This is a genomic window from Modestobacter versicolor (assembly GCF_041028285.1).
Classification (GTDB): Bacteria; Actinomycetota; Actinomycetes; order Mycobacteriales; family Geodermatophilaceae; genus Modestobacter; species Modestobacter versicolor_A.
This window is the reverse complement of record NZ_JABGDB010000003.1, coordinates 228,537-255,533: the sequence shown is the minus strand read 5'-3', so window position 1 is coordinate 255,533 and position 26,997 is coordinate 228,537. Positions and strand designations below refer to the sequence as shown.

Here is a 26,997-nt window from a genome sequence, read left to right as displayed (position 1 = left end):
GGTCGGGCGGCGGGGTCAGGCGAGCGCCTCCAGCACGAGCTCGGCCGGGTGCCACGCCGTCCGCTGGGTGCCGTGGAAGATCTGCTGCCGGCAGGAGACCCCGGTGGCGGCGATGACCGCGTCGGCCGGGGCCGAGCGGACCGCCGGGAACAGCCGGTCCTCCCCCACCTGCAGCGAGACGTCGTAGTGCTCGGACTCGAACCCGAACGAACCGGCCATGCCGCAGCACCCGGCGTCGAGCTCCTGCACCGTCACCCCGGGGATGCGCGCCAGCAGGGCCACGGTCGCCGCCGTCCCGGCCTCGGCCTTCTGGTGGCAGTGGCCGTGGAAGACGACGGTGCGGCCGGCCAGCCAGCTGTCCTCGCGCAGGGTCAGGCGGCCCTCGTCGATCGCCTCGACCAGCAGCTCCTCGGGCAGCTTCACCCGCGAGGCGACGTCGCGGACGTTCGGGTCGTCGGGCAGCAGGTCCACGTGCTCGGAGCGCAGCGTGAGGATGCAGGACGGTTCGCAGCCGACGATCGGCGAGCCGGGCTCGACCCCGTCGCACAGGTTGGCCGCGAGCTTGGCGGCCTTGCCCCGGGCGTCGTCCAGCAGGCCCTTGGAGATGCTGGCGCGGCCGCAGCAGCCCTTGCTCTCCAGCCGCACCGGGTGCCCGGCGGCCTCCAGCAGCCGGACGACGGCCTGCCCGATGCCCGGTTCGGTGTAGCTGGTGAAGGAGTCGGCCAGCATCGTCACCGGCTGCTGGGTGGCGCCGGCCGGTGCCTGGTGCTTGCGGAACCACCGCATCAGCGTCGTCCGGTGGAACACCGGGAGGTCGCGCTGCCGGGCGATGCCCAGCCGGGAGTCCATCAGCGCCCGCAGCGGCTTGATCTTCCCCGGGAGGTTGGACAGCGGCGCGGTCGCCGACCCCAGCCGGTTCAGCGTGCGGATCGCCCCGAACGCCCGCGAGCGCAGCGGGGTGCCGGACACGTCGTGCTTGGCGGCCAGCGCCTCGCTCTTCATCGCCGAGACGTCGACGCCCAGCGGGCACTCGCTCTTGCACGCCTTGCACATCAGGCACAGGTCGAGCACCTCGTGCAGCCGCTCGTCGGCCAGCGCGGTGTGCGGGTCGCCCTCGCTGAGCGCCTTGACCAGCGCGCCGGCCCGACCGCGGGTGGAGTGCTCCTCCATCCGGGTGGCGATGTAGGACGGGCACATCACGCCGGTCGTGGACTTGCGGCACAGCCCGATGTTCATGCAGCGGTCGGCCGCCCCGAACATGCCGCCGACGACGTCGAACTGCAGCCGGGTGCGCAGCGGACCGGGCTGCGGCGGGTGCTCGTCGCGCAGGTGGTCGGTCATCGACGGCGCGTCGACGATCTTGCCCGGGTTGAGGGTGCCCTGCGGGTCGAACAGGCCCTTCACCCGGCGCATCGCCTCGTACAGGTCGTCGCCGAACAGCTCGCGGTTGAACTCGCTGCGGGCCAGCCCGTCGCCGTGCTCGCTGGAGTTGACCCCGCCGTAGGAGCGGACCAGGTCCTTGATCTCCACCGCGACCGCGCGCATCACGTCGACCTGGCCGGGCTTGCTGAGGTCGACGAACGGCCGGACGTGCAGGCAGCCGACCGAGCAGTGCCCGTAGAAGCCGGCCTCGAGCCCGTGCCGGTCCAGCACCTCGGCGAACCGGGCGGTGTACTCGGCCAGGTGCTTCGGGTCGACGGCGGTGTCCTCGACGAAGGCCAGCGGCCGGCGGGCGCCCTCGGAGTTGGCCATCAACAGCCCCAGGGCCGACTTGCGGACCTTCATCAGCGCACCCTGCTGCGCCGGGGTGACCGCCCGCAGGGTGTGGTAGCCGTGGCCGTTGCGCTCCCACAGCTCGACCAGCGCGTCCATCGAGGCCGCCAGGGCGTCGGCGTCGTCGCCGGTGAAGGAGACGAACAGCAGCGCCTCGGGGTCGCCCTCCAGGATCCGGCCCAGCGCGGCGTACTCGATCTTCTGCCGGGACAGGTCGAGGATCGTCCGGTCCAGCAGCTCGACCCCGGCCGGCTCCAGCGACAGCGCGTCCTCGGTGGCGTTGATCGCCCCCTGCACGGTGTCGAAGTGGCCCACCGCGAACGCCTGGCGCGTCGGCTTGGGCACCAGCCCGACCCGGGCCGAGGTGATGACCGCCAGCGTGCCCTCGGAGCCCACCAGGAACTTGGCCAGGTCGAACGGCTGCCCGTCGGCGAGCCGGTCCAGCCGGTACCCGCCGGCCCGCCGCCAGAACTGCGGGAAGCCGGTGGCGATCGCCTCGGCGTTGGCCGCGACCAGCTCGGGGAGCTCCCGGTAGATCGCCGCCTCGAGGGTGTCGCCCTGCGCCCGGCGGGCGCGCTCGGCCTCGTCGACGACGCCGAAGGTGGCGGTGGACCCGTCGGCCAGGACGACGTCGACCTCCTGCACGTGGTCGATCGTCATGCCGAATCGCACCGACCCGCTGCCGGCGGAGTTGTTGCCGATCATCCCGCCGATCGTGGCGCGGTTGGACGTCGAGGTGTCCGGCCCGAACATCAGCCCGTGCGCCGCGGCGGCCCGGTTGAGGTCGTCCTGGACGACGCCCGGCTCGACCCGCGCGGACCGGGCCTCCGGGTCCAGCTCGCTGATCCGGTGCATGTGCCGGGACAGGTCGAGCACCAGCCCGGGGCCCACGGTCTGGCCGGCCAGGCTGGTGCCCGCACCGCGCGCCAGCACCGGGACGCCGGCCTCGCGGGCCAGCCGCACCGCGGCGACGACGTCGGCGGTGTGCGCCGGGTAGACGACGCCCAGCGGCACCATCACGTACATCGAGGCGTCCTGGCTGAACAGGTGCCGGGTGTAGTCGTCGAAGGCGACCTCGCCGTCCAGCGCCCGGGTCAGCTCCCGCTCCAGGTCCCCGGCGAGGTCCTCCGCGCGCACCGCCGTGCGCTCCGGCGCCGCGGTCATGCCTGCTGCAGGCGCTCGAGGGCGGCCTGGATGCCGTTGGTGTCGATCTTCACACCGGCCCGGACCAGGCCCATCTGCACCCCGCCCAGGGTGCCCACCAGCGTCAGGTCGTTGAAGTGGCCGAGGTGGCCGATCCGGAAGACCTTGTCCACCAGCTTGCCCAGGCCCGCGCCGAGGGACATGTCGTACTCGCGCAGGATCACCTCGCGCACCGCGTCCGCCCCGCCGTCGGGCAGCAGGATCGCGGTGAGCGAGCCGGAGTACTCCCGCTCGTCGAGGGCCAGCACCTCCAGCCCCCAGCCGCGCACCGCGGCCCGGGTCGCCTCGGCGTGCCGGGTGTGCCGGGCGTAGACGTTCGCCAGGCCCTCGTCGTCGAGCATCTGCAACGCCTCGCGCAGCGCGTAGAGCAGGTTCGTGGCCGGCGTGTAGGGGAAGAAGCCGCGCTCGTTGGCGGCCAGGATCGGCTGCCAGTCCCAGAACGAGCGGGGCAGGCCGGCGGTCTTCGACGCCTGCAGCGCCTTCTCGCTGACCGCGTTGAAGCTCAGCCCCGGCGGGAGCATGAGCCCCTTTTGCGAGCCCGCGACGGTGACGTCGACGCCCCACTCGTCGTGCCGGTAGTCGATGCTGCCCAGCGAGGAGATCGTGTCGACCAGCAGCAGCGCCGGGTGCTCGGCGGCGTCCAGGGCGGCGCGGATCTCCGGCACCCGGCTGGTGACGCCGGTGGAGGTCTCGTTGTGGACCACCATCACGGCCTTGATCTCGTGCCCGGTGTCGGCGGCGAGCCTCTCCTGGGCGGCCTGCGGGTCGGCGCCGTGCCGCCAGTCCCCGGGGACGAACTCGACGCGGAGGCCCAGCCGGGTGGCCATCTCCTGCCAGAGGGTGGCGAAGTGGCCGGTCTCGAAGGCCAGCACCGTGTCCCCGGGGGACAGCGTGTTGGTCAGCGCGGCCTCCCAGGCCCCGGTGCCGGACGCCGGGTAGACGACCACCGGCTGGGTGGTGCCGAACACCGGCTTGACCGCCTGGAGGACCTCCAGCCCGAGCGCGCCGAACTCCGGGCCGCGGTGGTCGATGGTCGGTGCCGACATCGCCCGCAGGACCCGGTCGGGCACGTTGGTCGGCCCCGGGATCTGCAGGAAGTGGCGTCCGGTCGTCGTCGTCCCTGACATGCCATGACCCTCTCGTCACGCGGCCCCGGGCGCGACACCCGAAGTCCACCATGCGGGAGACTACTACCGGCTGGTGGATGACTGCCGAGACGTCTCGGACGTGCTGTGACGCTTGACACGTCCGGACGGGCAGTGTGCAATCCCCGCAGGTGAAAAGCCGCTTCCGTATCGCGGAATGCGACAGACAGACGGGCGCCGCCCGTCGCGACGACCTCAGGGGACGCCGATGTCCGTACAGCTGGTCCTGATCCTCATCCTGCTGGCGGTGTTCCTGGTCGCCACGGTGCTGCCGGTCCACATGGGGGCCCTCGCACTGGTGGCGGCCTTCGTCGCCGGCTACTTCATCTACGGCACCGACGGCGACCTGCCCTACGACGACGCGGTCTTCGGCTTCTTCCCCGGGTCGCTGTTCGTCGTCCTGGTCGGGGTGACCTACCTCTTCGCCATCGCCAAGAACAACGGCACGGTGGACTGGCTGGTCTTCGCCGCGGTCAAGGCCTCCGGGGGGCGGCTCGCGGCCATCCCGTGGGCCATGTTCGCCGTCACCGGCGCGCTCACCGCCATCGGCGGCGTGGTCCCCGCCGTGGTGGCGATCATCGCCCCGGTCGGCATGTCCTTCGCCCGCCGGTACGGCATCAACCCGGTGCTGATGGGCCTGTTCATCATCAACGGCGCCACAGCCGGCGGGTTCTCCCCGCTGTCGGTCTTCGGCGTCATCACCAACGACGTCGTCGACAGCAACGACCTCGCCGGCAGCCCGCTGTTCCTCTGGGGCGCCTCGATCGTCATCAACGTCCTGCTGTCCATCGGCGTCTTCTTCCTCTTCGGCGGCCGCAAGCTGCTCGGCGGGGAGCGCGTCGACGTCTCCCACCGGGACGACGACTTCGTGGCGGCCACCGTCGCCGGTGACGCCACCGAGGACACCGGCGAGGACATCCCCGGCGGCTCCACCGCAGCCCGCACGGCCGTGGGCAGCACCGGGACCGGCGGCGCGGCGATCAGCGGCGGCCGGGTCACCGAGGCGCGGCACGGGGAGCCCGGCCACCGCCACCCCACGGCCGGCGAGCGGGCCGACCAGCGGTCGCTGCAGACCACCGCGCTGGCACCCGAGGAGCAGGGCCAGGTCACCACGCTGGACCGCGACCGCAAGCTCACCCTGGCCGGGCTGGCGCTGCTGGTCATCGGCGCCCTCGCCTTCGACCTGGACATCGGCCTGATGGCGGTCACCGTCGGCGTGCTGCTCTCGCTGGTCGCCCCGCGGGGCGCCAAGGGCGCCGTGGGCCAGATCGCCTGGCCGACCGTGCTGCTCATCTGCGGCATCGTCACGTTCGTCGGGCTCATGCAGGACCAGGACGTCCCCGGCTGGCTCGGGGACAACGTGGCCAAGCTCGGCGTCCCGCTCATCGCCGCCCTGCTGATCTGCTACATCGGCGGCGTCGTCTCCGCCTTCGCCTCGACCACCGGCATCCTGGGCGCGCTCATCCCGCTCGCCGTCCCCTTCCTGCAGGGCGACGACGCGGTCGGCGCGATCGGCCTGATCACCGCGCTGGCGCTGTCGAGCTCCATCGTCGACTCCAGCCCGTTCTCCACCAGCGGCGCCCTCGTGGTCGCCAACGCCACCGAGGCCGAGCGCGACCGGACCTTCCGGACCCTGATGATCTGGGGCTTCTCGATGGTCGCGATCATCCCGCTGGTGACCTGGTTGGTCCTGGTGGTGCCCGGCTGGCTGTGAGCGGCTGACCAGCACGTGCCAGACCGCGCCCCGGACGGCGACCCGCCCCCGGGGCGCGGTCGTGCCCGGACCACGACGAGACGACGACCCCCGCGGAGGCAGCTGTGAGCGCACCCGACGACCTGGCCGACCAGGCACCCCTGACCGGCGTGACCGTGCTGGAGGTGGGCGTGTTCATGGCCGCCCCCTACGCCTCGATGCAGCTGGCCGACCTGGGCGCGCGGGTGGTGAAGGTGGAGGACCCGCGGGCCGGCGACCCGGTCCGCGCCAGCGGGCCCTTCCTGGACGGCGAGAGCTCGCCCTACCTGCGGCTGAACCGGAACAAGGAGTCGGTCGCGCTGGACCTGAAGTCCGCGGCCGGCAAGCAGGCGTTCCTGGCCCTGGTCGAGACCGCCGACGTGGTGGTCGAGAACCTCCGCCCCGGGGCGATGGCCCGGCTCGGGCTGGACGCCGCGGGCATCTGGGCGGTCAACCCGCGGGTGGTCTGCGCGTCCGGCTCCGGCTGGGGCCAGGACGGGCCGCTCGCGCCGCTGCCCGGGCTGGACATCATGGCCCAGGCCCGCAGCGGGATCATGAGCATCACCGGCACCCCGGGCGGCGAGCCGGTGAAGGTCGGCGTCCCGGTCTGCGACCTGGTGTGCGGGCTGTACCTGGCGCTGGCGGTCACCGCGGCGCTGCGCGAGCGGGACCGCACCGGCCGCGGCCAGGCGATCGACGTCTCGCTGTTCGAGGCCGGCGTCAGCCTGGCGGTGTGGGAGGCCGGCAAGTACTTCGCGACCGGCGAGGTGGGCGGCCCGCTCGGCTCGGCGCACCAGAGCCAGGCGCCCTACCAGGCCTTCCAGACCGCCGACGGCTGGATCACCATCGGCGCGAACACGCCCAACACCTGGGGCGGCCTGTGCCGGACGCTGGACATGGCCGACGAGCTGGCCGACCCCGGCTACGCCGACGCCACCCGCCGGCACGCCCGCCGCGGCGAGCTGCTGGACGTCGTGGAGTCGCGCACCCGCGGCCGCACCACCGACGACCTGCTCGCCGCCCTCGGCGCCGCCGGGGTGCCGTGCGCGCCGATCAACGACTACGGCCAGGTGTTCACCGACGCGCACCTGGCCGCCCGGGACTTCTTCTGGGACGCACCGCACCCCGCGCTGGGACCGGTCCGGCAGCTCGGCTCGCCGATGCGCTTCTCCCGCACGCCCGCCGTCCGCGGGGTCGCCGGGCCCCCGCTGGGCGCCGACACCCGCGCGGTGCTCACCCGGTCCGGCGTGCCCGCCGAGGTCGTCGACGCCGTCAGCCCCGCCGTCAGCCCCGCCGCCAGCCCTCAGGAGGACCGGACATGACCGAGCTCGAGGTCACCCAGGACGGCGCCGTCCTCACCGTGCTGTTCAACCGCCCCGAGGCCCGCAACGCGATGACGTTCGCGATGTACGAGGGGCTGGAGGAGGCCTGCGCCCGCGCGGACGACGACGACTCGGTGCGGGTGCTGGTGCTCCGCGGGGCCGGCGGGCGGGCGTTCGTGGCCGGCACCGACATCGCCCAGTTCCTCGACGTCACGACCGGCGACGACGGCATCGCCTACGAGGCGCGGATCGAACGGGTGGTCAACCGGCTCGAGGACGTCACGGTGCCGACCGTAGCCGCCGTCGAGGGGCCGTGTGTCGGCGGCGGGCTCGCGCTGGCCGCCGCGTGCGACCTGCGGGTGGCCACGGCGTCGTCCCGGTTCGGCGTGCCGATCGCCCGCACCCTGGGCAACTGCCTGTCGATGAACACGTACTCGCTGCTGGTGCACCACCTGGGCCCCGGGCGGACGCTGGACATGCTCCTGCGGGCCCGGCTGCTGTCGGCCGACGACGCGCACGCCGCCGGCTTCGTCGGCGAGGTGGTGCCCGACGGCGAGCTGGACCCGGCGCTGGCGGCGCTGGTGGGGACGCTGCTGGCGCACGCCCCGCTGACGATGAAGGCCAGCAGCCAGGCGCTGGCCCGGCTCCGGCGGGCGGGCCTGCCCGACGGCGACGACCTCGTGCGGGAGGTGTTCGGAAGTGCCGACTTCCAGGCCGGGGTGCGGGCCTTCGTCGACCGGGGTCAGGTCAGCTGGACCGGCCGCTGAGCGCGCGGTGGCCGTCCTCGCGCAGCTCGGCGGCGAGCGCCGCCGCGGTCTCCTGCAGCTGGGCCACGATCGCCGGCACGCTCTCCAGCGGCACCCGGCCCTCCGGCCCGGACACGGAGATCGCGGTCTGCGCCGGCCCGCCCGGCACCGGCACGGCGACGCAGCGGACGCCGATCTCCTGCTCGCCGTCGTCGAGCACGTAGCCCTGCGCGGCGATCTGCGGCAGCAGCGCCAGCAGCTCGTCGGGGTCGGTGATGGTCTTCGCGGTGCGCCGGGGCATGCCGCCGCGGTCGAGCAGCTCGCGCGCCGTGGACGCCGGCAGCTGGGACAGCAGCGCCTTGCCGACGCCGGTGCAGTGCAGGTGCACCCGGCGGCCGACCTCGGTGAACATCCGCATCGAGTGCCGGGAGGGCACCTGGGCGACGTAGACCACCCGGTCGCCGTCGAGCATGGCCAGGTTGGCCGTCTCCCCGGTCGAGTCGACCAGGTCGGTGAGGTGCGGCCGGGCCCAGGTGCCGAGCGTGCGCGAGGAGCTCTCGCCGAGGTGGATCAGCCGCGGCCCGAGCACGTAGCGCCGGGACGGCAGCTGCCGCACGTAGCCGCGGGCCACCAGGGTGCGCACCAGCCGGTGGATGGTGGACAGCGGCAGCCCGCTGTCGACCGCCAGCCGGGACAGCGCGACCTCGCCGCCGTCCTCCGCCATCAGCTCCAGGAGCAGGAAGGCCCGCTCCAGCGACTGCACGCCACCGTCGGCGCTGCTGACGGGGCCGGTGGTCTCGGCCATGCGCGCCACTCTCCTTCGTCCTGCCCGCTGCGGGCCCGGCCGGGCGGGGGCCTGCGGCCCCGGACCTGGGACCCCGGCTCGCCTTGACCCGACTCAGAGCCGAGGATACGTTTTCCACAGCACGGATGGAACCTCCCACATCACGGAAGGTCCCTCGTGGCAGACAGCCCGTCCGCCGGCTCTCCGGGCCGACGTCGGACGGCTCCGACACCCAGGGAGAGCAATGAGCACGGTCGACGGCGTGGAGATCACCGGCCCGATGGGCCCTCGGTTCGACGAGGTCCTGACCCCGCAGGCCCTCGAGCTGATCGCGCTGCTGCACCGCGAGCTCAACGGCCGGCGGCTCGAGCGCCTCGCCGCGCGCACCGAGCGGGTCCAGGCGCTCGCCGCCGGCGGCACGCTGGACTTCCTGCCCGAGACCGCGTCGATCCGCGAGGACGACTCGTGGCGGGTCGCACCGCCGGCGCCCGGCCTGGTCGACCGCCGGGTCGAGATGACCGGCCCGACCGACCGCAAGATGACCATCAACGCGCTCAACTCCGGCGCCAAGTGCTGGCTGGCCGACCAGGAGGACGCGAACTCCCCGCTCTGGGAGAACGTCGTCAACGGCCCGCTGAACCTGATGGACTCGATCGACCGCACGATCGACTTCACCAGCCCGCAGGGGAAGTCCTACGAGCTCAAGCCCGACGACGAGCTGCCCACGATCATCGTGCGCCCCCGCGGCTGGCACCTGCCCGAGAAGCACATCACCGTGGACGGCGAGCAGACCTCCGGCAGCCTGGTCGACTTCGCGCTCTACCTGGTCGCCTGCGGTCGCAAGCAGGTCGACCGCGGCCAGGGGCCGTACTTCTACCTGCCGAAGATGGAGAGCCACCTCGAGGCGCGGCTGTGGAACGACGCGTTCGTCCTCGGCCAGGAGCACGTCGGCATCCCCCGCGGCACCATCCGGGCGACCTGCCTGATCGAGACCTACCCCGCGGCGTTCGAGATGGAGGAGATCCTGTACGAGCTGCGCGAGCACTCCTCCGGGCTCAACGCCGGCCGCTGGGACTACCTGTTCAGCGTGATCAAGACCTTCCGGACCCGCGGCGCGGACTTCACGCTGCCCGACCGGAACTCGATCACCATGACGGTGCCGTTCATGCGGGCCTACACCGAGCTGCTGGTGCGCACCTGCCACAAGCGCGGCGCGCACGCGATGGGCGGCATGTCGGCGTTCATCCCGAGCAAGGACCCGGCGAAGAACGAGTTCGCGTTCAACAAGATCACCGAGGACAAGACCCGCGAGGCCAACGACGGCTTCGACGGCTCGTGGGTGGCCCACCCCGGCATGGTGCAGACCGCGATGGACGCCTTCGACAAGGTGCTCGGGGAGCGGCCCAACCAGCTGGAGAAGCTGCGCGAGGACGTGCACGTCACGGCGGCCGACCTGCTCAACGTGAAGGCCACCCCGGGCGAGGTCACCGAGGCCGGGCTGCGGGCCAACGTGAGCGTCGGCATCCAGTACGTGGAGTCCTGGCTGCGCGGCTCGGGCGCCGCCGGCATCAACGGCCTGATGGAGGACGCGGCCACCGCCGAGATCAGCCGCAGCCAGGTGTGGCAGTGGCTGCACAACGGCGTCACCCTCGCCGACGGCCAGCCGGTGACCACCGAGCTGGTGGAGCGGGTGATCGAGGAGGAGATGGCCGCCATCGCCTCCGCCAAGGGAGATGCGTTCGGCTCCGGCCGGTGGGACGATGCCCGGGCGCTGTTCACCGAGATGGCCCTCGGCGACGACTACAACGACTTCCTCACCGTCCCGGCGTACGAGCGCATGCCCTGAGGCACGGACCCGGCGGGGTGGGGCGGCGTCCCCGCCCCGCCGGGCGCACCACCCCTGCAGGTCCGGCGACGAAGGCGGCACCTCATGAGCGGTACGCACGGCACCGAGACGACGGCCGGCCCGGTCCTGGGCGACACCCCGCCGGAGGCCACCTCGGCCACCGGTGAGGCCGGCGACAACAGCGCGGGCATCGCCGCGGTCGGGCGGGTGGCGCGGGCGCTGATGCCCGCCACCGGCGTCGTCCAGGACCCGACCCAGCTGCGCACCTACGAGTGCGACGGCCTCGCCCACTACCGGGTCACCCCCGCGCTGGTGGTGCTGCCGGAGACCACCGAGCAGCTCGCCGGCGTCGTCCGGGCCTGCGCCGAGCACGGCGTGCCGTTCGTCGCCCGCGGCTCGGGCACCGGCCTGTCCGGCGGGGCGCTCCCCCGGGCCGACGGCGTCCTGGTCGTCACCTCCCGGATGCGGACGATCCGCGAGGTCCGCCGCGCCGACCAGCGCGCCGTGGTGGAGCCCGGCGTGATCAACCTCGACGTCACCCGGGCCGCCACGCCGGAGGGCTACTACTACGCCCCCGACCCGAGCAGCCAGCAGATCTGCTCGATCGGCGGCAACCTCGCGGAGAACTCCGGCGGCGCGCACTGCCTGAAGTACGGCTTCACCAGCAACCACGTGCTCGGCGCCGAGCTCGTCACGCCGCAGGGCGACGTCGTCACCCTCGGCGGCCTGGCCCCGGACGCGCCGGGCTACGACCTGCTCGGCACCGTGGTCGGCTCCGAGGGCACCCTCGGCATCGCGACGACCGCGACGGTGCGGCTGGTCCGGCTGCCCGAGGAGGTGCGCACCCTGCTCGCCGGCTTCCGGACGACGGACGACGCCGGCGCGGCCACCTCGGCGATCATCGGCAGCGGCGTGCTGCCCGCCGCCATCGAGATGATGGACGCCCTCGCCATCGAGGCCGCCGAGGCCGCCGTCCACTGCAACTACCCCGACGGCGCCGGCGCGGTGCTGGTCATCGAGCTGGACGGGCCGGCGACCGAGGTGGAGCACGAGTACGCCGAGGTCGAGCGGCTGTGCACCGAGCACGGCGCCTTCGAGCTGCGGCTGGCCATCGACGCGGCCGAGCGGGCGCTGATCTGGAAGGGCCGGAAGTCGGCGTTCGCCGCGGTCGGCCGGATCAGCCCCGACTACATCGTCCAGGACGGCGTGATCCCGCGGACCGCGCTGCCGGAGGTGCTGCGGGCGATCGCCGAGCTGTCGTCGTCCTCGGGGGTGCGGGTGGCCAACGTCTTCCACGCCGGCGACGGCAACCTGCACCCGCTGGTGCTCTTCGACGACGCGAAGCCCGGGGCCGGCGACGCCGCGGAGCAGGTCAGCGGCGCCATCCTGGACCTGTGCATCTCGCACGGCGGGGCGATCACCGGCGAGCACGGGGTGGGCGTGGACAAGGCCGCGTACATGCCGAAGATGTTCACCGACGACGACCTGGACACCATGCAGCTGGTCCGCTGCGCCTTCGACCCGGACAACATCTCCAACCCGGGCAAGGTCTTCCCCACCCCACGGCTGTGCGGCGAGGTGCCCGGGAAGAAGAAGCACGCGCACCCGCTGGTCGAGGCCGGGCTGGCGGACTCGTTCTGATGACCACCGTCAGCATCGACTCCGCCCGCGCCTCGCTGTCCTCCGCCTGCTCCGACGTCGCCGAGGGCACCCCGGCCGACGCCGTCGACGGGGTGCCCGTCGCGCTGGTCGCCCGGCCGGCCTCCACCGCGGAGACCGGTGAGGTGATGCGGGCCGCCGCCGCGTCCGGGCTCACCGTCGTCGCCCGCGGCCGCGGTACCAAGACGGCCTGGGGCCGCCCGCCCGAGCGCGCCGACCTCGTCGTCGACCTGAGCCGGATGTCGGCGGTGCTGGACCACGCCGCCGGCGACCTGATCGTGGACACCCAGGCCGGCGCGCTGCTCGCCGACGTCCAGCGGACCGTCGGCACCGCCGGCCAGCGGCTGGCCCTGGACGAGGTGGTGCCCGGGTCCTCGATCGGGGGCACGCTGGCCACGAACACCAGCGGCCCCGGCCGGGTCGGCGTCGGCACCGCCCGCGACCTGCTGATCGGCTGCACCGTGGTGCGCGCCGACGGCGTGGTCGCCAAGGCGGGCGGCCGGGTGGTCAAGAACGTCGCCGGCTACGACCTCGGCAAGCTGTTCATCGGCTCCTACGGCACCCTCGCGGTCCTCACCGAGGCGGTCTTCCGGCTGCACCCGGTGCCCCCGGCCCGCCGCGTCGTCACCGTGCCCTTCGACACCGCCGCGGACGCCGGCCGGCTGGTGCAGGCCGTGGTGCACGCCCAGGTGGTGCCCGCGGCGGTCGAGGTCGAGTGGCGGCCCGACGGCCCCGGCACGGTCGGCGTGCAGCTCGGTGGCACCGCCGCCGGGGTGGAGAGCCGGGTCGCGGCCACCCTCCAGCTGCTGGGCGCCGGCGCCACGGCAGCCGAGGAGCCGCCACCGGGCTGGGGCGTGCTGCCCTGGCGCGACACCGCCGAGCGCGGCACCGGGCTGAAGCTGACCTGCGCGCTCTCCGGGCTCACCGCGGTGCTGGACGCGGCCCGCCGCGCGGCAGCGGACGCCGGGGTGCGGCTCACGCTGCGCGGCTCGGGCGGGGCCGGCGTCCTGTACGGCGCGCTGCCCGCCGACGCCCCCGCCGGGGCCGTGGCCGCCGTGGTCGACCGCACCCGGACGGTCTGCGGCGAGCACGGCGGCGCGCTGGTCGTGGTCGAGGCGCCCGCGCCGGTGCTGGCTGCCGTGGACGTGTGGGGGCCGGTGCCCGCGATCGACCTGATGCGCCGCGTGAAGGAACGGTTCGACCCCGAGCGCCGCCTGGCGCCCGGCCGGTTCGTGGGAGGCATCTGATGGCACAGCCCACCCGTGTCCAGTCCGAGGGGCCGGCCGACGACCCGGCGACGGCCGGCGCGCAGGCGCACGGCCCGGTGCCGGTCGGGACGCCGACCGTGCGGCCCGCGTTCGACGACGAGCACCCGCCGTCGGCCGAGCTGATCAGCGACTGCGTGCACTGCGGCTTCTGCCTGCCGACCTGCCCCACGTACACGCTGTGGGGCGAGGAGATGGACTCCCCGCGCGGCCGGATCGACCTGATGAAGGCCGGGCTGGAGGGCGCGCCGCTGACCGACACGATGGTGCAGCACTTCGACGCCTGCCTGGGGTGCATGGCCTGCGTGACCGCCTGCCCGTCGGGCGTGCAGTACGACAAGCTGATCGAGGCCACCCGGGTGCAGGTGGAGCGGCACCACACCCGCAGCCCCGGCGACCGGGCGATCCGTGCGGCCATCTTCGCGCTGTTCCCCTACAAACGGCGGCTCCGCGCGCTGCGCGGTCCGCTGCGCGCCTACCAGGCCAGCGGGCTGCCGGGCGTGGTCCGGAAGAGCGGCCTGCTGGACCGGCTGGCCCCCCGGCTGGCCGCGATGGAGGGGCTGGCGCCGGTCCTGGAGAAGCGCGAGAAGTTGCCGCGGCGGGTGCCGGCCGTGGGCGAGCGGCGGGCGGTCGTCGGGATGCTCACCGGCTGCGTGCAGGGCGAGTTCTTCCCCGGGGTCAACGCCGCGACGGCCCGGGTGCTGGCCGCCGAGGGCTGCGACGTGGTGATCCCGCGCAAGCAGGGCTGCTGCGGGGCGCTGTCGGTGCACAACGGCCGGCAGGAGGAGGCCGAGCGGTTCGCCCGGGCCACCATCGACGCCTTCGAGGCCGCCGGCGTGCAGACCGTCGTCGTCAACGCCGCCGGCTGCGGCTCGAGCATGAAGGAGTACGCCGAGGTGCTCGCCGACGACCCGGCCTACGCCGAGCGCGCGAAGGCCTTCGCCGGGTCGGTCCGGGACGTCTCCGAGCTGCTGGCCGAGCTGGGCACCGTCGCCCCCCGGCACCCGCTGGAGGTGACCATCGCCTACCACGACGCCTGCCACCTCGGGCACGCGCAGGGGATCCGCCAGCAGCCCCGCGCCCTGCTGCGGGAGGTCCCGGGCCTGCAGCTGAAGGAGATCCCGGAGGCGGAGATCTGCTGCGGCTCGGCGGGCATCTGGAACGTGCTCAACCCCGAGCCGGCCCGGGAGCTGGGCGACCGCAAGGCCCGCAACATCGCCGCCACCGGCGCCGAGCTGCTGGTGACGGCCAACCCCGGCTGCCTGATGCAGGTGTCCTCGTCGCTGGAACGGCAGGGCACCCGGATCGGGCTGGCGCACACCATCGAGGTGCTGGACGCCTCCATCCGCGGGCTGCCGGTGAGCACCCTGGGGCCGCAGTCCTGAAGGAGGACCCCGCCTTCCTCACCCCTCGCACGCTCGGGGCGAGGCTCTGGACGGGGCCGACAGCACGTCCGGTTGCAGCCTGACACCAGTTCGACCACCCTCTGCCCACGAACCACCCCTGCTCACAACGAGGTGAGACCGTGTTCGAACAGGTGCTGGACCCCGTCAACGGGTCCCTGGGGCTCTCCGCCCTCTGCGCCGTCCTGCCCCTGCTGACGCTGTTCGTCCTGCTCGGCGCGCTGCGGGTGAAGGCGTGGATCGCGGGCCTCGCCGCCCTGCTCGTCGCGCTGCTGGTGGCGGTGGTGCTCTACTCGATGCCGGTCGACCAGGCGCTGCTCAGCGCCACCGAGGGCGCCGCGTTCGGCTTCTTCCCGATCCTGTGGATCGTCCTCAACGCGATCTGGGTCTACAACCTGACCGTCGAGACCGGGCACTTCGACGTGCTGCGGCGCTCGTTCGAGAAGGTCAGCCCGGACCAGCGGATCCAGGCGATCATCATCGCCTTCTGCTTCGGCGCCCTGCTCGAGGCGCTGGCCGGCTTCGGCACCCCGGTGGCGATCACCGTGGTCATGCTGATGGCGCTCGGCTTCGCCCCGCTCAAGGCGGCCGCGGTCGCGCTGATCGCCAACACCGCCCCGGTCGCGTTCGGCGCGCTGGCGACCCCCATCGTCACGCTGGCGACGGTCACCTCGGGCGTGAACGACGACGCGGGCCTCACCGTGGACAACCTCGGCGCGATGGTCGGCCGGCAGACGCCGATCCTGGCGATCGTCGTCCCGCTGGTGCTGGTGTTCGTCGTCGACGGCATGCGCGGGGTGCGGCAGACCTGGCCGGTGGCCCTGGTGAGCGGGCTGGCGTTCGCCGTCGCCCAGTTCGTGGCGGCCAACTACATCTCCGTGCCGCTGACCGACATCATCGCCGCACTGGTCTCCGCCGCCGCGATCGTCGGGATGCTCCGGGTCTGGACGCCGTCGGAGTCGCCCGACCTGGCCCGCGAGGCGCGGCACACCGTCGCCGCCGGGGGCGGGGCAGGCGGCGGCGGGGGTGCCGGGGTGACCGCCGGCGAGGAGCTGGGCGACCGGCCCGGCAGCCAGGGCCCCCGCGACCCGGGTGCGCCGACCGGCCGCGAGGACGGCCCGGCCCTCCCGGACACCCGCGGCGAGGTGCTCAAGGCCTACTCGCCGTACCTGATCATCATCGTGATCTTCTCGCTGGCCAACATCAGCGCGGTCAAGGAGGCGCTGGCCGCCTCCCCCTGGACGACGGCCTTCGCCTGGCCCGGGCTCGACGTCTTCGGCCCGGGCTCGGACACCGAGCTGGCCTCCACCACCTACTCGTTCAACTGGCTGCCCGCGGCCGGGACGCTGATGATCCTGGCCGGCATCCTGACCGCGATCGTGCTGCGGGTGTCGCCGGGGCGGGCGCTCAAGGCCTACGGGCGCACGTACGCCGAGCTCAAGTGGGCCATCGTCACCGTCATGGCGGTGCTCGCGCTGGCCTACGTGATGAACCAGTCCGGGCAGACGACGACGCTGGGCGCCTGGCTGGCGCAGACCGGCTCGTTCTTCGCCTTCCTCTCCCCGATCCTCGGCTGGATCGGGGTGGCGGTGACCGGCTCGGACACCTCGGCGAACGCGCTGTTCGGGGCGCTGCAGGTGCAGACCGCTGCCGGTGCCGGGCTCGACCCGGTGCTGCTCGCCGCGGCCAACACCTCCGGCGGGGTGCTCGGCAAGATGGTCAGCCCGCAGAACCTGGCGATCGCCGCCGCCGCGGTGGGGATGGCCGGCAAGGAGGGCGAGCTCTTCCGGAAGGTCTTCGGCTGGAGCCTGGTCCTGCTGCTGTTCATGTGCGTGATCGTCGTGCTGCAGTCGACGAGCGTGCTGAGCTGGATGATCCCGTAGTCGAAGGACCCCCCTGCCCCCCACCGCTCGCACGCTCGCGGCGGGCCCCTGCAGGGGGGCCGGGAGGGGCCGTCAGCCCGCGCTGACCTCGGCCTCGCGGGCCTCGCCGAGCCGGTTCAGCCGGCCCAGCAGGGAGGCGAGGGTGGCCACGTCGGTGGTCTCCCAGTCGGACAGGTCCGCCTCCCAGCGGGCCCGCCGGGCGTCCCGCAGCCGGCTCAGCCGCCGGTGGCCCTCCGGCGAGGTGGACAGCACCTGCGCGCGCCCGTCGTCGGGGTCGGCGGCCCGGTCGACGAGGCCGAGGTCGACCAGCGAGGCGACCTGCCGGCTGACGGTGCTCTTGTCCAGGCCCAGCTTGGCCACCACGTCGCTGGCGCGCAGCGGGCCGGCGTCGTCCAGCAGCACGAGCAGCCCGTAGGCGGCGCCGTCGAGGTCCTGGTGCAGCTGGCCGGCGAGCCGGCCCTGGATGGCCCGCGAGCGGCGGAGCAGCAGCGCGACCTCCCGCTCCAGGGCCACGTAGGCCGCGTGGCTGTCCGGCGCGGCACCCGGCGGGGTGGCGCTGTCCACGGTGGCGCGCTCGGCGCTGTCGACGGTCACACCGGTTGAGACGACCGGTGCGGGCCCGACGTTCCCGGTCACGCGGATCCGGCCGGCCGCCAGACGACCAGAGCCGAGCTGGAGGTGCGGGGCACGAGGTCGCGGCGGTAGGCCGCCGAGACCGCGGACTCGGCCGCGATCCGCCGGGTCTCGGACAGCTCGAGCTCGACGAGCAGCTCACCGACCCGGGCCTGCAGCGCCTCCACCCGCGACTCCAGCTCGATGATCCGCTTGATGCCGGCCAGGTTGACGCCGTCCTCCTGGCTGAGCCGCTGCACCTCCCGGAGCAGGGCGACGTCCCGGGGGCTGTACCGCCGGCCGCCGCCGGCGGTGCGGCCGGGGCTCACCAGCCCGAGCCGGTCGTACTGGCGCAGGGTCTGGGCGTGCATGCCCGCCAGCTCGGCGGCGACCGAGATGACGAAGACCGGGGCGTCCTCGGCGAACGACCGGCCGGGGTCCGGCACCGTCATCGGGCACCTCCGTCGCGCAGCGCGGCGGTGACCTCCGGCCGCGGGTCGTCGGGCAGCTCGGCGGCGAGCTTCTCGATCGCCTCCCGGGCGCCCGGTGTCAGCCGGGCCGGGACGGCGACCTCGACGGTCACCAGCAGGTCGCCGGCCGCGCCCTTGGTGTGCACGCCGCGGCCGCGGACCCGGAAGGTGCGCCCGCTGGACGTGCCGGCGGGGACCTTGAGCGAGACGGAGCCGTCGAGGGTGGGCACGGTGAGCGTCGTCCCGAGCGCCGCCTCGGCGAAGGACACCGGGACGGTGAGGGTCAGGTCGTTGCCGCTGCGGCCGAAGAGCTCCGAGCCGGTGACGTGGACGACGACGAACAGGTCGCCGGCCGGTCCACCGCGGCGTCCGGGTGCGCCCTTGCCCGCGAGCCGGATGCGCTGGCCGTCCTTGACCCCGGCCGGGATCCGGACGGTGATCGTGCGGGTCTGGTTGGTGACGCCGCTGCCCTTGCACTCCGGGCAGGGGTCGTCGACCACGGAGCCGGTGCCGCGGCACTCACGGCAGGGCTCGGAGAACGCGAAGGCGCCCTGGCTGCGGCTGGTGACGCCGGCGCCGTTGCACACCGGGCAGGTGTGCGGGCTCGTGCCCGGCTTCGCGCCGTTGCCGTGGCAGGTCGGGCAGGTGCCCGGGCTCTGCATCCGCAGCGGCACCGTCACCCCGAGCACGGCCTCGTCGAAGGCGAGCGTGGCCTCGGTCTCGACGTCCTGGCCGCGGGCCGGCCCGGACGCCGCCTGCTGGCGGCTGCGGGTGCCGGCGCCCGCGGGGGCGCCGGTGAAGAGGCCGCCGAAGATGTCGCCCAGCCCGCCGGCGCGGCCCGCGCCGGGGGCACCGGCGCCGCCGAAGACGTCGCCGAGGTCGAAGGGCTGGCCGCCGGGGGCGCTGCCCGGGAACCCGCCCGGGAAGCCGCCGGGCGCACCGGCGCCGGGGCGGAAGCCGCCGGAGCCGAAGAGCCGGCGGGCGTCGTCGTACTCCGCGCGCCGCTTGGGGTCGGAGAGCACGTCGTAGGCCTCGGAGACGTCCTTGAACCGGGTCTCGGCCTGGGTGTTCCCCGGGTTCTTGTCCGGGTGCAGCTCACGGGCCAGCTGCCGGTAGGCCTTCTTGATCGCCGCGGCGTCGGCGTCCTTGGCGACGCCCAGGGCCGCGTAGTAGTCCTTCTCGATGAAGTCCCGGGTGCTGCTCATCGGGCGCCTCCTCTCTGCTGGGCTGCTGACGGGCCGGTCCACCCACCGCGGTGCGGTGGGTGGACCGGCGGACGGGCTGTGCTCAGCCGGCGGCCGGGCCCGCGCCGGGCCGGCCGTCGGTGGAGCTGTCGGCGGGGGGCGTGGCCGGCTCGGTGGCCGCCGGGGCCGGCGACTCCGGGTCGGTGACGCCCACCATCGCGGTGCGCAGCACCCGGTCGCCGCGGCGGAAGCCGGGCCGCAGCACCGTGCTGGCGGTCGGCTCGGTCACCTCCGGTGAGGTGTCGTGCAGCACCGCCTCGTGCAGCGAGGGGTCGAACGGGTCGCCCGGCGCGCCGAACGAGGTCACGCCCAGACCGTCGAGCAGCCCGAGGACCCGGTCGGCGACCCCCTTGAAGGCACCGGTCAGGTCGCCGTGGTCCCGCGCCCGCTCGATGTCGTCGACGATCGGGAACAGCTGGCCGGCGAACCGCTCGGCGGCCTGGTCGACGACCAGGGTGCGGTCCCGCTCCACCCGCCGCCGGTAGTTGGCGTACTCGGCGGTGACCCGCTGCAGGTCCTCGGTGCGCTCGGCCAGCTGGCGTGCGGCGTCGTCGATGACCACGCCGTCCACCGGCTGGTCGGCGACGTCCGCCGGCATCTCGTTGACGTGCTCGCTCATCTGCTCTCCCTGATGGCTCATCGTCTGGTCGGGTCCACCGGCCCGGTCGCCCGGGCCGGTGGGACCGCCTGCGGACGGTGAGGTCACTTCTTGTCGGGGTCCTCGTCGACGATCTCGGCGTCCACGACGTCGTCGTCGCCGGCGGCGGTGCTGCCGGTGGCACCGGCACCCGGGGCGCCGGTGTCGAACCCGCCGTCACCGGCCGCGGCGCCGCCGTCGGCCTGCGCCTGGGCGTAGAGCGCGCCGCCGACCTCCTGGGAGACGCGGGCGACCTTCTCCTGGGCGGTCTTGATCGCGGCGATGTCCGACCCGCCGAGGGAGGAGCGCAGCTCGGTCAGCGCCTCACCCAGCTCCTCCTTCTTGTCGGCCGGGATCTTGTCGCCGTTCTCGGCCAGGAACTTCTCGGTCTGGTACTGCAGCGACTCGGCGAGGTTGCGGGTCTCCGCCTCGTCGCGGCGCTTCTTGTCCTCCTCGGCGTGCGCCTCGGCGTCGGCCATCATCCGGGCGATGTCGTCCTTGGGCAGGGCCGAACCGCCGGTGATCGTCATCGACTGCTCCTTGCCCGTGCCCAGGTCCTTGGCGGACACGTGCACGATGCCGTTGGCGTCGATGTCGAAGGCGACCTCGATCTGCGGGACGCCCCGGGGCGCCGGCGGCAGGCCGGTCAGCTCGAACATGCCGAGCTTCTTGTTGTAGGACGCCATCTCGCGCTCGCCCTGGAAGACCTGGATCTGCACGCTGGGCTGGTTGTCGTCGGCCGTCGTGAAGATCTCGCTGCGCTTGGTCGGGATCGTGGTGTTCCGCTCGATGAGCTTGGTCATGATCCCGCCCTTGGTCTCGATGCCCAGGGACAGCGGGGTGACGTCGAGGAGCAGGACGTCCTTGACCTCACCGCGGAGGACACCGGCCTGCAGCGCGGCACCCACGGCGACGACCTCGTCGGGGTTGACGCCCTTGTTGGGCTCCTTGCCGCCGGTGAGCTCGCGGACCAGGTCGCTGACGGCCGGCATCCGGGTCGAGCCGCCGACCAGCACGACGTGGTCGATGTCGGCCACGGAGACGCCGGCGTCCCGGATCGCCTGGTTGAACGGCGCCTTGGCGCGGTCGAGCAGGTCCTGGGTCAGCCGCTGGAACTCGGCCCGGGTGATCGTGACGTCCAGGTGCAGCGGGCCGTCGGCGCCGGCGGTGATGTAGGGCAGGTTGACGTTGGTCGACTGCGCGCCGGACAGCTCGATCTTGGCCTTCTCGGCGGCCTCGCGGAGCCGCTGCATGGCCAGCTTGTCCTTGGCCAGGTCGATGCCGCTCTGGGCGTTGAAGGTCTGCACGAGGTGCTTGACCACGCGCTCGTCCCAGTCGTCGCCACCGAGCTTGTTGTCACCGGCGGTGGACTTGACCTCGATGACCCCGTCGCCGATCTCCAGCAGCGACACGTCGAACGTGCCACCACCGAGGTCGAAGACCAGGATCGTCTGCTCGGTCTCGCCCTTGTCCAGGCCGTAGGCCAGCGCGGCCGCGGTGGGCTCGTTGACGATGCGCAGCACGTTCAGGCCGGCGATCTCCCCGGCCTCCTTGGTGGCCTGGCGCTGGGCGTCCTCGAAGTAGGCCGGGACGGTGATGACGGCCTCGGTGACCGGCTCGCCGAGGTAGGTCTCGGCGTCCCGCTTGAGCTTCTGGAGGACCCGCGCGCTGATCTCCTGCGGGGTGTACTGCTTGCCGTCGATGTCGCCGGTCTTCCAGGTGGTGCCGATCTCGCGCTTCACGCTGCGGATGGTCCGGTCGACGTTGGTGACCGCCTGGTTCTTGGCCGACTGGCCGACCAGGACCTCACCGTTCTTGGCGAAGGCCACGACCGACGGGGTGGTGCGGGCACCCTCGGAGTTGGCGATGACGGTGGGCTCGCCGCCCTCGAGGACCGCGACGACGGAGTTCGTCGTGCCGAGGTCGATACCGACTGCTCGTGCCATGGAAGGACTCTCCTGTGCGTTGCTGACGGGGTGGTGCTGGCCTGGTAGCCGAGGGACCGACCGTCTTGCGCGTGGTCCGCTCAACTTTCCTGCCCAGCCTAACGGCAGCCCAGCCGCTGGTGTTCCCGGGGTGCGGAGGCACGGCTCACACCTGTCCACCCCGGGACGGCGGACGGCGGGGCAGCCGTCGTGCTGCTGCCCCGCCGTCCGGACCACCCGCTCAGGTCACGCCGGCTGCGGGCCCCGCCTCCGCGACCGGACCAGCAGCGCCGTCCCGGTCAGCAGCGCCAGCAGGCCCGCCACCAGCGGCAGCCGGACGTCGGAGCCGGTGTACGCCAGCCCGCCACCGGACCCGGCCGCCGACCCCGCACCGGAGCCGGAACCCGTCCCGCCGACCGCGGCGTACCGGAAGGTCAGCGCCGCCGACTCGCCGCCCGCGGTCCGCACCCGCACCTGGGCGTCGCCGGCCGCGTGCGACGGCGTGGTGAAGCGCAGCGTCGTCGGGCTGGTCACCGTCACCTGGTCCGCCGGGAGCTCGCGGCCGTCGACGGTCACCGTGGTGGCGCCGGGGACGAAGCCCGTCCCGGTCACCGTCACCACGGTGCCGCCGCCGGTCGGACCGGTGCCGGGGGTGAGCCCGTCGACCGTCGGCGGCGCCAGGTAGCTGAACGGCTGCGGACCGCTGGTGCCGTCCGCGGTCGCGACCGTCACGGCGACCTGCCCGGCCGCCTGCGCCGGGGTGGTGAACGTCAGCGTGGTCGGGCTGGTGACGGTCACGGCCGCAGCCGGGACGACGGCGCCGCCGACGGTCACGGTCGTGGCACCGGGCAGGAACCCGGTCCCGGTCACCGTCACCACGGTCCCGCCGGCGGTCGGGCCGGCGTCCGGTGCGATCCCGGCGGCCGTGGGGACGACGGCGGTGTAGGTGTACGGCAGCGGCGCCGTCGCACCCCCCGGCGTCTGCACCGTCACGTCCACCGGACCGGAGGCGTGCGGCGGCGTCGGGAACGTGAGCGTGGTCGGCCCGGTGACGGTCACGTCCTCAGCCGGGACGACGACCCCGCCGATGGTCACCGTCGTGGCGCCCGGCACGAAGCCGGTCCCGGTCACCGTCACCTGCGTCCCGCCCACCGAGGGGCCCGACGGCGGCGACAGCACCGCCGCCGTCGGCGCGGGCAGGTAGGTGTAGTCCAGCGGGGCGCTGGTGCCGGCCGCCGTCGCCACGGTCACGTCGACCGGTCCGGCCGCGTGCGCCGGGGTGCTGAAGGTCAGCGTGGTCGGGCCGGTGACGGTCACGTCCGCGGCCGGGACGACGACGCCGCCGATGGTCACCGTGGTGGCGCCGGGCAGGAACCCGGTCCCGGTCACCGTCACCTCGGTCCCGCCCGCCGTGGGGCCGGCGTCGGGGTCGAGGCCGGCGGCCGTCGGCACCACGGGCGTGTAGGTGTAGCCGAGCGGAGCAGAGGTCCCGCCGGGGGTCGTCACCGTGACGTCCGCCGGGCCGGCTGCGTGCGGCGGGGTAGCGAAGGTCAGCGTCGTCGGGTCGAGGACGGTCACGCCCGCGGCCGGGACGACCGTGCCGCCGATGGTCACCGTCGTGGCGCCCGGCACGAACCCGGTGCCGGTCACGGTCACCTGCGTGCCGCCCACCGAGGGACCGGTGGGGGGCGTGAGGCCGGTGCCCGTCGGCGGGGCCACGTAGGTGAAGCCGAGCGGGGCGCTGGTGCCCGCCGCGGTCCCCACGGTCACGTCGACCGGTCCGGCCGCGTGCGGCGGGGTCGGGAACGTCAGCGTCGTGGGACCGGTGACGGTCACGTCCGCGGCCGGGACGACGGTCCCTCCGACGGTGACGGTCGTGGCGCCGGGCACGAAGCCGGTGCCGGTCACCGTCACCACGGTCCCGCCGGCGGTCGGGCCGGAGCCCGGGGTGAGGCCGGTGGCGGTGAGCGCGTCCGGGGTGGTGCAGTCGGCCACGCCGGCCACGATCGAGCCGACCGGGATGGTGACCGGCACGCCGGCGGCCTCACCGGTCAGCGTGAGGTCGATGCGCAGCGCCGTCGCCGACGCGGTCGTCGCGGTCACCGACTCGATCCGGGTGCGCACGGTCGCGGTGAGGACGGCGTCGGTCAGGCCGTCCACCGTCACCGCCGAGGAGACGGTGACCGCCGGCCCGTTGACGGTCGCGGTGACCGCGGTGCCCAGCACCGCCAGGTCGGCCACGACCGTGCTCGCCGTCGGCGCCCCGCCGAGCGGGCACGAGACCGACCCGGACAGCGTGGTCGCGGTGACCGCGGCACCCAGGACGTCGGCCACCAGCCCGTCGACCGAGGACGCGCCGGCGCTGCCGGTGGCGCTCGAGGTCGCCGAGGCCGACGCCGTGCCGTTCGTGGCGCCGACGCCGACCGCGCCGGAGAGGGCCGCGGCGACGTCCAGCAGGGCGGCGGTCTCGTCCGGTGGCGCGTCGACGTCGGCGACGGTCACGCCGGCGTCGGCGATCACCGCCAGCGGGTCGCCACCCGAGGCGGCCAGCGCCACCTGCAGCGCCGTGGCCGAGGCGTCACCCGGCGCGGCCCAGGCGGGGGTCGCCACGCCGACGGCGAGCAGCCCCCCGACCAGGACCGTCGCGGCCCCCCGGGACCAGTTGTGCGATCTCACCCAGCACTCCCCTCGTCGGCCCGTGGCGGCGGAGTGCGGCCGCGGGCGCCGTGCCCGGCGCCCGTGTCGGCGCGCCCGCCGCCGCCTCCGGCGGCGGCACCCCGGCGTCCGGGGCGTCACGGACCCGGGGGCGGACAGCGGGCCCACCGTGGGTGCGGGCGGCCCGGCGCGCGCCGCGGGTCACCCTGCGGGCGCCCCCGCCACCCGGGTGGGGGAACGCGTCCTGACACAGGGTCACCGAATCGGGGGCATCGGTTCCGCAATCTCGTCGGCGGTCCGGGGCGCTCCTGGGTTACCGGTGAGTAGCCTGAGGGCGCCCGGTTAGTGTCCGTCCGGGTGGGGCGATGGCGCCCGCGCACGCACGAGAGGGAGCCCATGGGCCCGTTGCAGATCGTCCTCGGCACGCTGGCCGTGCTCCTCCTGGTCGTCTCGGTGGTCTACGCCACCAAGGCGGTCCGCGCGATGCTGCGGATCTTCCGCACCGGCCAGCCCGACCCGACCCGCTCCGGCCCGGTCGGCCCGCGGCTGAAGACCCTCGCCGTGGAGTCCCTCGGCCACACCCGGATGCTCAAGTGGTCGGCGATCGGCGCGGCCCACTGGTTCGTCTTCATCGGCTTCTACGGGCTGTTCCTCACCCTGGTCGAGGCCTTCGGCGAGGTCTGGGACCCGGCGTTCCACCTCCCGCTCGTCGGCGAGTGGAGCGTGTGGAACCTCTTCGTCGACCTGGTCGGCGCCGCCACGGTGCTCGGCATCCTGTACCTGATCTACCGGCGGCAGAAGGACCACCCGCGCCGGCAGGGCCGGGCCAGCCGCTTCGCCGGCAGCAACGAGGGCCGCGGCTACTTCGTCGAGGCCGTCGTCCTGACCATCGGCATCTGCATCCTGCTGATCCGGGCGATCAAGGTCGCCGCCGGCCTCACCGACGCCCCGTCCTGGTCGCACCCGGTCTCGGGCGCGCTCGCTGACCTCGTCCCGGCGAACCCCGACCTGCTCTCCATCGTCGCGTTCGTCAAGGTCGTCGTCAGCCTGGTCTGGCTGATCACCATCTCCCGGGTGCTCAACATGGGCGTCGCGTGGCACCGGTTCAGCGCCTTCTTCAACATCTACTTCAAGCGCGAGGACGACGGCGGCCAGGCGCTGGGCCCGCTGCAGCCCATGACCTCGGGCGGCAAGCCGATCGACTTCGAGGACCCCGGCGAGGACGACGTCTTCGGCCGCGGCAAGATCGAGGACTTCACCTGGAAGGGGATGCTGGACTTCACCACCTGCACCGAGTGCGGGCGGTGCCAGAGCCAGTGCCCGGCCTGGAACACCGGCAAGCCGCTGTCGCCGAAGATGGTCGTGATGGACCTGCGGGACCACCTCTACGCCAAGGCCCCCTACCTGACCGGCGCGACCAAGGCCTCCGACGCGGCGCCGGACTTCGCCGACTTCACCACCCTGGAGCCCAGCGGGGAGCAGGAGTGGGCCTCGGGCTACGCCCGGATCGAGGGCACCAACGACGCCCAGGCACACCGGCCGCTGGTCGGCACGCTCGAGGAGGGCGGGGTCATCGACCCCGACGTGCTGTGGAGCTGCACCAGCTGCGGCGCCTGCGTCGAGCAGTGCCCGGTCGACATCGAGCACGTCGACCACATCATGGACATGCGTCGCTACCAGGTGCTGATCGAGTCCAGCTTCCCCTCCGAGGCCGGCGTCATGATGCGCAACCTGGAGAACCGCGGGAACCCGTGGGGCGTGGGCGGCAACGTGCGCGAGGAGTGGACCAAGGACCTGGACTTCGAGGTCCGCCGGGTCGAGGGCGCCATCGACGACGACGTCGAGTACCTGTTCTGGGTGGGCTGCGCCGGCGCCATCGACGACCGGGCCAAGAAGACCACCAAGGCCGTCGCCGAGCTGCTGCACATCGCCGGCGTCGAGTTCGCCGTCCTGGGCAACGGGGAGACCTGCTCGGGCGACCCGGCCCGCCGGATGGGCAACGAGTTCCTCTTCCAGCAGCTGGCGGCGGAGAACGTCGAGACGCTCAACGCCGTCTTCGAGGAGCGGCCGGCCGGACGGCGGAAGATCGTCGCCACCTGCCCGCACTGCTTCAACTCGATCAACCGCGAGTACCCGCAGCTGGGCGGCGACTACGACGTCGTGCACCACACCCAGCTGCTGGGCCAGCTGGTCGAGGAGGGCCGGCTCACCCCGGTCACCCCGATCGACCGCAAGGTCACCTACCACGACCCGTGCTTCCTGGGCCGGCACAACAAGGTCTACACACCGCCCCGGGAGATCCTGGACTCGGTGCAGGGCCTGACCACCCAGGAGATGCACCGCTGCAAGGACCGCGGCTTCTGCTGCGGCGCCGGCGGCGCGCGGATGTGGATGGAGGAGAAGATCGGCAAGCGGATCAACGTCGAGCGCACCGAGGAGGCGCTCGAGCTCGATCCCGACGTCATCTCCACCGCCTGCCCGTTCTGCATCACGATGCTCAGCGACGCGGTGACCAGCAAGAAGCAGGCCGGCGAGGCCAAGGAGCACGTCGAGGTGCTCGACGTCAGCCAGATCCTGCTGCGCGCCATGGCGCCGGCCGGGGCACCGGGCGCCGAGGCGGGGCCGGGCGTGGGCACCGAGCCCGACGACCCGGCCGGCACCGGCTCCCCCGCCACCGCCCACGACTGAGGAAG

Annotated in this window: 18 protein-coding genes; 9 read left to right on the top strand and 9 right to left on the bottom strand. The window is 73.8% G+C overall.

The window, feature by feature from the left end:
- Window positions 1–15: 15 nt before the first annotated feature.
- Window positions 16–2,937, bottom strand: coding sequence for an FAD-binding and (Fe-S)-binding domain-containing protein (locus HL054_RS12475; protein WP_369139333.1), 2,922 nt, complete (start codon window positions 2,935–2,937; stop codon window positions 16–18).
- Window positions 2,934–4,103, bottom strand: coding sequence for a pyridoxal-phosphate-dependent aminotransferase family protein (locus HL054_RS12470; RefSeq protein WP_369139332.1), 1,170 nt, complete (start codon window positions 4,101–4,103; stop codon window positions 2,934–2,936). The genes HL054_RS12475 and HL054_RS12470 overlap by 4 nt, the downstream gene beginning before the upstream one ends.
- A gap of 226 nt (window positions 4,104–4,329) precedes the next feature.
- On the opposite strand from HL054_RS12470, the gene HL054_RS12465 reads away from it, so the two are divergent.
- The 3 genes from HL054_RS12465 (at window position 4,330) to HL054_RS12455 (ending at window position 7,942) form a co-directional block, all read left to right on the top strand.
- Window positions 4,330–5,835: an SLC13 family permease gene (locus HL054_RS12465; protein ID WP_369139331.1), complete on the top strand. Its 1,506-nt coding sequence runs from the start codon at window positions 4,330–4,332 to the stop codon at window positions 5,833–5,835.
- A 104-nt stretch (window positions 5,836–5,939) separates the two neighbouring features.
- Window positions 5,940–7,175, top strand: a complete 1,236-nt coding sequence (locus HL054_RS12460) for a CaiB/BaiF CoA transferase family protein (RefSeq protein ID WP_369139330.1) — start codon at window positions 5,940–5,942, stop codon at window positions 7,173–7,175.
- Entirely contained in the window at window positions 7,172–7,942 is a 771-nt protein-coding gene (locus HL054_RS12455) for an enoyl-CoA hydratase/isomerase family protein (RefSeq protein WP_369139329.1), read from the top strand. The genes HL054_RS12460 and HL054_RS12455 overlap by 4 nt, the downstream gene beginning before the upstream one ends.
- Here the strand turns inward: HL054_RS12455 and HL054_RS12450 are convergent.
- On the bottom strand, window positions 7,923–8,726 hold the full coding sequence (locus HL054_RS12450; protein WP_369139328.1) for an IclR family transcriptional regulator: 804 nt from the start codon (window positions 8,724–8,726) through the stop codon (window positions 7,923–7,925). The two genes, HL054_RS12455 and HL054_RS12450, sit on opposite strands and share 20 nt — an antisense overlap.
- A gap of 223 nt (window positions 8,727–8,949) precedes the next feature.
- Here HL054_RS12450 and aceB point away from each other — a divergent pair, with 223 nt between their 5' ends.
- The 5 genes from aceB to HL054_RS12425 all read left to right on the top strand — a co-directional run bounded on the left by aceB (window position 8,950) and on the right by HL054_RS12425 (window position 16,761).
- A complete protein-coding gene (aceB, locus tag HL054_RS12445) occupies window positions 8,950–10,551 on the top strand; it encodes a malate synthase A (protein WP_369139327.1) in 1,602 nt (533 codons plus the stop codon).
- A gap of 84 nt (window positions 10,552–10,635) precedes the next feature.
- A complete protein-coding gene (locus HL054_RS12440) occupies window positions 10,636–12,192 on the top strand; it encodes an FAD-linked oxidase C-terminal domain-containing protein (protein WP_369139326.1) in 1,557 nt (518 codons plus the stop codon).
- The gene (locus tag HL054_RS12435) at window positions 12,192–13,457 is read left to right on the top strand and encodes an FAD-binding oxidoreductase (RefSeq protein ID WP_369139325.1); all 1,266 of its coding nucleotides are present in this window, start codon (window positions 12,192–12,194) and stop codon (window positions 13,455–13,457) included. Before HL054_RS12440 ends, HL054_RS12435 begins: the two co-directional genes overlap by 1 nt.
- Window positions 13,457–14,860, top strand: coding sequence for a (Fe-S)-binding protein (locus HL054_RS12430; protein ID WP_369139324.1), 1,404 nt, complete (start codon window positions 13,457–13,459; stop codon window positions 14,858–14,860). The genes HL054_RS12435 and HL054_RS12430 overlap by 1 nt, the downstream gene beginning before the upstream one ends.
- 140 nt (window positions 14,861–15,000) lie before the next feature.
- Window positions 15,001–16,761 (top strand): L-lactate permease, encoded by a 1,761-nt coding sequence (locus HL054_RS12425; protein WP_369139323.1) that lies wholly within the window; start codon window positions 15,001–15,003, stop codon window positions 16,759–16,761.
- A gap of 72 nt (window positions 16,762–16,833) precedes the next feature.
- Here HL054_RS12425 and HL054_RS12420 read toward each other — a convergent pair whose 3' ends face one another.
- The 6 genes from HL054_RS12420 to HL054_RS12395 form a co-directional block, all read right to left on the bottom strand.
- On the bottom strand, window positions 16,834–17,355 hold the full coding sequence (locus HL054_RS12420; RefSeq protein WP_369139322.1) for a MarR family winged helix-turn-helix transcriptional regulator: 522 nt from the start codon (window positions 17,353–17,355) through the stop codon (window positions 16,834–16,836).
- A 38-nt stretch (window positions 17,356–17,393) separates the two neighbouring features.
- The gene (locus tag HL054_RS12415) at window positions 17,394–17,825 is read right to left on the bottom strand and encodes a heat shock protein transcriptional repressor HspR (RefSeq protein ID WP_369139321.1); all 432 of its coding nucleotides are present in this window, start codon (window positions 17,823–17,825) and stop codon (window positions 17,394–17,396) included.
- Window positions 17,822–19,048, bottom strand: coding sequence for a molecular chaperone DnaJ (gene dnaJ, locus HL054_RS12410; RefSeq protein WP_369139320.1), 1,227 nt, complete (start codon window positions 19,046–19,048; stop codon window positions 17,822–17,824). The genes HL054_RS12415 and dnaJ overlap by 4 nt, the downstream gene beginning before the upstream one ends.
- Before the next feature lie 82 nt (window positions 19,049–19,130).
- Window positions 19,131–19,706, bottom strand: coding sequence for a nucleotide exchange factor GrpE (gene grpE / locus HL054_RS12405; RefSeq protein ID WP_369139319.1), 576 nt, complete (start codon window positions 19,704–19,706; stop codon window positions 19,131–19,133).
- Between the two features lie 83 nt (window positions 19,707–19,789).
- Window positions 19,790–21,670, bottom strand: a complete 1,881-nt coding sequence (gene dnaK, locus HL054_RS12400) for a molecular chaperone DnaK (protein WP_369139318.1) — start codon at window positions 21,668–21,670, stop codon at window positions 19,790–19,792.
- Between the two features lie 225 nt (window positions 21,671–21,895).
- Window positions 21,896–24,325, bottom strand: coding sequence for an IPT/TIG domain-containing protein (locus HL054_RS12395; protein WP_369139317.1), 2,430 nt, complete (start codon window positions 24,323–24,325; stop codon window positions 21,896–21,898).
- Between the two features lie 375 nt (window positions 24,326–24,700).
- Between HL054_RS12395 and HL054_RS12390 the strand changes: the two genes are divergently transcribed.
- Window positions 24,701–26,992 carry a (Fe-S)-binding protein gene (locus HL054_RS12390; protein WP_369139316.1) on the top strand — a complete coding sequence of 764 codons (2,292 nt, stop codon included), beginning with the start codon at window positions 24,701–24,703 and terminating at the stop codon, window positions 26,990–26,992.
- Window positions 26,993–26,997: the final 5 nt, after the last annotated feature.

Coding starts and splice junctions, on each gene's coding strand:
- HL054_RS12475 (WP_369139333.1), bottom strand. CDS start 2,937: ATGACCGCGGCGCCGGAGCGCACGGCGGTGCGCGCGGAGGACCTCGCC.
- HL054_RS12470 (WP_369139332.1), bottom strand. CDS start 4,103: ATGTCAGGGACGACGACGACCGGACGCCACTTCCTGCAGATCCCGGGG.
- HL054_RS12465 (WP_369139331.1), top strand. CDS start 4,330: ATGTCCGTACAGCTGGTCCTGATCCTCATCCTGCTGGCGGTGTTCCTG.
- HL054_RS12455 (WP_369139329.1), top strand. CDS start 7,172: ATGACCGAGCTCGAGGTCACCCAGGACGGCGCCGTCCTCACCGTGCTG.
- HL054_RS12450 (WP_369139328.1), bottom strand. CDS start 8,726: ATGGCCGAGACCACCGGCCCCGTCAGCAGCGCCGACGGTGGCGTGCAG.
- aceB (WP_369139327.1), top strand. CDS start 8,950: ATGAGCACGGTCGACGGCGTGGAGATCACCGGCCCGATGGGCCCTCGG.
- HL054_RS12440 (WP_369139326.1), top strand. CDS start 10,636: ATGAGCGGTACGCACGGCACCGAGACGACGGCCGGCCCGGTCCTGGGC.
- HL054_RS12435 (WP_369139325.1), top strand. CDS start 12,192: ATGACCACCGTCAGCATCGACTCCGCCCGCGCCTCGCTGTCCTCCGCC.
- HL054_RS12430 (WP_369139324.1), top strand. CDS start 13,457: ATGGCACAGCCCACCCGTGTCCAGTCCGAGGGGCCGGCCGACGACCCG.
- HL054_RS12415 (WP_369139321.1), bottom strand. CDS start 17,825: ATGACGGTGCCGGACCCCGGCCGGTCGTTCGCCGAGGACGCCCCGGTC.
- dnaJ (WP_369139320.1), bottom strand. CDS start 19,048: ATGAGCAGCACCCGGGACTTCATCGAGAAGGACTACTACGCGGCCCTG.
- grpE (WP_369139319.1), bottom strand. CDS start 19,706: ATGAGCGAGCACGTCAACGAGATGCCGGCGGACGTCGCCGACCAGCCG.
- dnaK (WP_369139318.1), bottom strand. CDS start 21,670: ATGGCACGAGCAGTCGGTATCGACCTCGGCACGACGAACTCCGTCGTC.
- HL054_RS12390 (WP_369139316.1), top strand. CDS start 24,701: ATGGGCCCGTTGCAGATCGTCCTCGGCACGCTGGCCGTGCTCCTCCTG.